The sequence below is a fragment of the Candidatus Protofrankia californiensis genome (genome assembly GCF_900634765.1).
Lineage (GTDB): Bacteria > Actinomycetota > Actinomycetes > Frankiales > Frankiaceae > Protofrankia > Protofrankia californiensis.
On the sequence record NZ_CAAAFT010000258.1, the window covers coordinates 1 to 2629 of the forward strand.

3 protein-coding genes and 1 pseudogene are annotated in these 2629 nt (G+C 66.5%); all 4 read right to left on the reverse strand.

What is annotated here, in order from left to right:
• On the reverse strand, nt 1-657 hold a 657-nt coding region (tatC, locus tag DD1DGNOD_RS14135; RefSeq protein WP_131770358.1), incomplete at its 3' end, for a twin-arginine translocase subunit TatC.
• A gap of 49 nt (nt 658-706) precedes the next feature.
• The gene (gene tatA, locus DD1DGNOD_RS14140) at nt 707-1021 is read right to left on the reverse strand and encodes a Sec-independent protein translocase subunit TatA (RefSeq protein WP_131766893.1); all 315 of its coding nucleotides are present in this window, start codon (nt 1019-1021) and stop codon (nt 707-709) included.
• A gap of 121 nt (nt 1022-1142) precedes the next feature.
• Nucleotides 1143-2069: a formylglycine-generating enzyme family protein gene (locus DD1DGNOD_RS14145; protein ID WP_283234694.1), complete on the reverse strand. Its 927-nt coding sequence runs from the start codon at nt 2067-2069 to the stop codon at nt 1143-1145.
• A gap of 127 nt (nt 2070-2196) precedes the next feature.
• Nucleotides 2197-2629 (reverse strand): annotated as a pseudogene (locus DD1DGNOD_RS14150) (sulfatase); the annotation flags it as partial.

A 2629-nucleotide genomic window follows, 5' to 3' on the forward strand; every position in this document is an offset into this window, starting at 1 on the left:
CCGCCACGACCGCAGCTTGGCCGTGCTGACCACGCCCGCCAGGTTCAGCATCGCCACCAGCAGCGGAATCTCGAAGGACAGCCCGAACACGACCAGCATGGCGATGACGTAGCTCAGGTACTTGTTGACGTCGAGGATGCTGACGAGCCCGTCCCCGCTGAATCCGAGCAGGAGCTCCAGCCCCTTGCTCAGGGTCAGGTAGGCGAAGAAGCCGCCGAGGGCGAACAGAACCAGTGAGAAACCGACGAACGTCAGCGACCACCGGCGTTCGTGCCGGTGCAGACCCGGTGTGATGAACGACCACAGCTGGTAGAGCCAGACGGGCGCGGACACGACCGCTCCGGCGATCAGTGAGATCTTCAACCGGATCATGAAGGCGTCGAGGATGCCGAAGAAGGCCAACTGACACTGCCCGTCGACGCCGGAGCGGATGTCCTCCGGCAGGGAGCAGTACGGGTCCTTGAGGAAGTTGAAGATGTGCGGCTCGAAGTAGAAACAGACTGCCGTGGCGACGGCGAGCACGATGAGTGCCTTTGCCAGCCGGTTGCGCAGCTCCCGCAGGTGCTCGGTGAGCGACATCCGGCTGTCCTCGACCGTCCTGGTGCGGCGGAACTGCACCGCGTGCGCTATCCGCCGCGGCGTGGGCAACCCGGGCACGGGCGGCTACTCCTGCTCGTGGAAAGGCGGTCGGTGGTCTTCGGCCGTGTCAGCGCCGGCTGGTGTCGCCCGTACCGGCGGACTGGCCGTTGACCCCGACAGCGCCGGTCGACGCCGGTTGCGGGCTCACGGCCGGCTGGCCGGACTCGATCGGCTGCGGTGCGGCCTGTGCCTGGGGCTGCGGCGGAGCGGCCGAGGATGCGGCTGGGGCCTGTTCGTCCTGGCTGAGCCCCTTGGTCTCAGCTTTGAAAATCCGCAACGAACGCCCGAACGAGCGCGCGGCATCGGGCAACTTCCTGGATCCGAACAGCAGGATGACGACGAACGCAATGATCAGAAGCTCGGTGGTACCGAGGTTGGGCATGGCATGCGTCCTTTGCTTCGGTGTCCGGTCCGTCGACCGGTGCGTGTTTGATGCTACGTCGGCCAGCCTTGCCACGTCAGACGACGGTCCGATGTCCTGCGCATGACGGGCCTGCGACAGGTCAGGCCGCCGTACGGAAGCCGATGTTGCCAGCGGAGCTGTCCGGGGTGTTCGAACTCCGTGCGGCGACACGGTACCGGTTGCAGTACGACGCATGACACATGTGCGACCCACCACGCATCACCTTGGCGTGACCGTCGGACGGCCCCGTCGGGTTCGTGCGCGGTCCGGTCGCGTGGAACGTGGCACTGAACCAGTCTGCGCACCATTCCCAGACGTTACCGACAACATTGTAGAGGCCGTAGCCGTTGGGCCGGTACGACTTCACCGGGGCAGTGCCGATGTACCCGTCCTCACCGGTGTCGAGGTTCGGGAAGTCGCCCTGCCAGATGTTGCACCGGTGCCGCCCACCGGGTGTCAGCTCGTCCCCCCACGGGTAACGGCGCTGTTCCAGCCCACCGCGCGCGGCGTACTCCCACTCGGCTTCGGTGAGTAGCCGGACGCCGGCCCAGGCGCAGTACGCCTGCGCGTCGTTCCACGAGACGTGCACGACGGGATGATTCTGCCGGGAGGTGACGGACGAGCCTGGCCCCTCGGGGTGCTTCCAGACCGCTCCGGACACCGCACACCACCAGGGAGTGGCGTGTACGGCCGGTGAGGCCCGGTTGAGATCCTCGGACAGGAAACCCTCGAAGACGAAGGAGAAGCCGTATCGCTCGGCGTCGGTGACGTACCCGGTCGCGTTGACGAACGTGGCGAACTGGGTGTTGGTCACCGTGGTGGGTTCGATCGAGAACGGGTTCAGCTCGATTTCCCGGACCGGGCCCTCACCGTCGGCGCGATAACCCTCGTCATCCTCGGTGCCCATCAGGAAGCGTCCGCCGGGAAGCTGGACCATACGCCCGGTTCGGGATATAGACGAGCGTACGACTGTGATGGTCCCGACACCGACGGGATCGCGGCCGGGGGTGCAGCAGGAACCAGACATGACATCTCTCTTTGTTCGGTCTTTGTCAGGTCTTTGTTCAGCCTGCATTCGACCGGGGACGGTGGTGGACGGGTGGTCCGCCCCCACGTGCGGGCGGGCGGACCACCGCAATCGGTTGTTCGGGGGGTCAGCTCGTGCGGTCGGCGGCGAGCTGGGCGGCCAGGGCCGGGATACCCAGGGCCTGCTCCTGTGCCGGAGTGGCGTTGTAGAGCTTGTTCACCAGCTGGTACGGGTCGTTGACCAGGTCGTAGTACTCCCGGAACAGCACCTGCCCGGTGCCGACCTGCTGACCGTTCGCGTCGGTGTGCAGGTCGTAGTACTCGACGTACTGCTTGGTGGTGCTGACGTAGGACGCCCAGGTGTCCGGACCGCCGGTGCCGGCGCCCTGCTTCCACCACTCGGTCAGTATGTGGTCGCGGCTGTACGTGGAGAGCAGTGAGTGGCCGTTCTGCGGCGTGGTCGGGGTGATCCCGGCCGCGTCGAGGATGGTCGGCGCGATGTCGATGTTGCCGACGATGCGGTTGTCGACCGTACCGGCGCCGAAGCCACCGCCCGGCCAG